At 42.3% G+C, this 2,433-nt stretch carries 2 protein-coding genes; one reads left to right on the top strand and one right to left on the bottom strand.

From position 1 onward, the window contains the following. Window positions 1-277: 277 nt before the first annotated feature. Window positions 278-880: a tetracycline resistance transcriptional repressor TetR gene (gene tetR, locus KU855_RS18590; RefSeq protein WP_000113092.1), complete on the bottom strand. Its 603-nt coding sequence runs from the start codon at window positions 878-880 to the stop codon at window positions 278-280. 80 nt (window positions 881-960) lie between these two features. Here tetR and tet(59) point away from each other — a divergent pair, with 80 nt between their 5' ends. Further along, window positions 961-2,163, top strand: a complete 1,203-nt coding sequence (gene tet(59), locus KU855_RS18585; protein WP_001031679.1) for a tetracycline efflux MFS transporter Tet(59) — start codon at window positions 961-963, stop codon at window positions 2,161-2,163. Window positions 2,164-2,433: the final 270 nt, after the last annotated feature.

The following is a 2,433-nucleotide window of genomic DNA, read 5'->3' as shown; positions in this document are numbered from 1 at the left end:
GTCAACGATCTGATAGAGAAGGGTTTGCTCGGGTCGGTGGCTCTGGTAACGACCAGTATCCCGATCCCGGCTGGCCGTCCTGGCCGCCACATGAGGCATGTTCCGCGTCCTTGCAATACTGTGTTTAGCAAAAATGCAAGCCGATGAACAACTCGCGATGGCAACAGCTAAAAAATTGGTAGAACAAAAACGCCAAATTGAAAAACAATGTTCTAAATAAATCCACCACTCGCACAAATCCCCCCTATTGTGCGAGCCTAAAAACACAGACACCTTATCACTGCTTTTCGAAACCATTAATCAATGCTTCTAAACCAAATAAAAAAGCCTCTGTGCCATCATCTTGATCCATAATTTGCAAAGCATCTTTTAATAGTCGAGGCATCGTATCATCTGCTATTTGTTGCCTATCATTAAGTGCTGCGATATGTTCTTGCTGCTCTAACACAGAACCTAACGTAAAATGACCAACCGCGCTTATTGCATATAACCCACATTTTAATGAAAAACCATTGTCCACCATAAACTGCAACTGCATTTCTACGGTGTCATATTGGTCTGAACTCGGGCGAGTCCCTAAATGCACTTTTGCGCCATCACGGTAACTTAATAATGCATCACGAAAGCTCAATGCATTATTACGTAAAAATTGTTGCCACGTTTCCCCAACTGCGGGTAATGAATGACGATGATTACGCTTTAGCATTTCAACAGATAATGCATCCAACAATGTGCGCTTGTTCTTCACATGCCAATATAGTGTAGGCTGCTCTACGCCCAGTTTTTGAGCTAGTTTTCGCGTTGTCAGCCCTTCCATTCCCACTTCATTTAGCAACTCTAATGCCACTGTGATGATGGTTTCTTTATCTAATCGCGCCATACTGCCCTCTCTTTTTTTCTATTGACACTCTATCACTGATAGGGATATATTCCAACTCTATCAATGATAGAGAAAAAACGATGAATAAATTTGCGATCACCGCTTTAACGATCACCGCCCTAGATGCTATGGGGATCGGCTTGATCATGCCTGTATTGCCTACATTGTTACGTGAATACGTGTCGGCTGAAAATTTAGCAAATCATTACGGTATCCTGCTGGCACTGTATGCCATCATGCAGGTTTTTTTTGCTCCTCTACTTGGCAAATGGTCTGATAAATTCGGGCGCCGACCAATATTACTACTATCTCTTGCAGGCGCTGCTGTGGATTACACTTTGCTTGCATTATCTAGCTCACTTTGGATGCTATACGTTGGGCGATTAATTTCTGGAGTTACTGGCGCAACAGGTGCGGTCGCCGCTTCTGTTATTGCTGACAATACTGCTTCACAAGAGCGTACTAAGTGGTTTGGACGCTTAGGGGCGGCTTTTGGTGTCGGGTTAATCTCTGGCCCTGCAATTGGCGGCTTTACAGGGCAATTCTCAGCTCATCTTCCTTTTATTATTGCTGCCATTTTAAATGCGCTCTCTTTTTTAGTTATTATGTTGATATTTAAAGATAATAAAATCAAAAATACTGAAAAAAACACCACAGAAACAGCAGAAAATTCGCGACCTTTCCTGCAAGTGATCAAGCCAGTCATACTATTGTTATTTATCTTTTTTATGACTCAAATGATAGGGCAAATTCCAGCAACGACATGGGTGTTATTTACGGAACATCGTTTTCAATGGGGCAGTATGGAGATCGGCCTATCTTTAGCGGGGTTAGGCATCATGCATGCCTTGTTCCAAGCATTTGTAGCGGGCGCAATCGCCAAGAAATTCAATGAAAAAGTGACGATTATTGTGGGCTTTGTTGTTGATGGAGCAGCATTCATTATTTTGTCATTATTGACAAAGGGTTGGATGATTTACCCTACATTAATCTTACTCGCCGGCGGCAGTATTGCGCTACCAGCCTTACAGGGGTTAATGTCAGCTCAAGTCAATCAAACTAACCAAGGTAAGCTACAAGGCGTTCTAGTCAGCTTAACCAATACGACGGGGGTGATCGGCCCATTATTATTTAGCTTTATTTTTGGTCAAACACTGGCAAGTTGGGATGGCTGGATATGGATGATTGGTGCGATAATGTATGTTTTATTGATTGTATTTATTTTATCTTTTTATAGAAGCACCAAAAAGATAGTTAAAATAGCGAAGCTACCAGCGAGCTAAGTTTTAGCATATCAATATTAAGTGCTATGATACCCCTATCAGATTTGCTTTTAGCACAAGATATTAAGAGACAAACCCTATGACATTACCCCCTAAAAAACCAAGAACAAAACCTGCGGAAGAAAGGCTAGATGACCTAATGAACGTATAGGAAGAATAAACGCCCTTTTCACCCAAGTCCAACAGCTTTGGACCGCAGTTGACTCTTTCGACACCCCTGCGATGCAACCCAATCCGGCTGACGGGGAGCCAGCAACGCTGAAAATTTAC

The organism is Shewanella sp. NIFS-20-20, from assembly GCF_019209865.1.
In the GTDB taxonomy this organism is placed as follows: Bacteria; Pseudomonadota; Gammaproteobacteria; order Enterobacterales; family Shewanellaceae; genus Shewanella.
The sequence above is the reverse complement of the archived record's forward strand: the minus strand, read 5'-3'. Positions and strand labels throughout refer to the sequence as shown.

What these genes read in the sequence shown, in the direction of transcription:
- tetR (WP_000113092.1), bottom strand. Translation starts at nt 880, where the DNA reads ATGGCGCGATTAGATAAAGAAACCATCATCACAGTGGCATTAGAGTTG.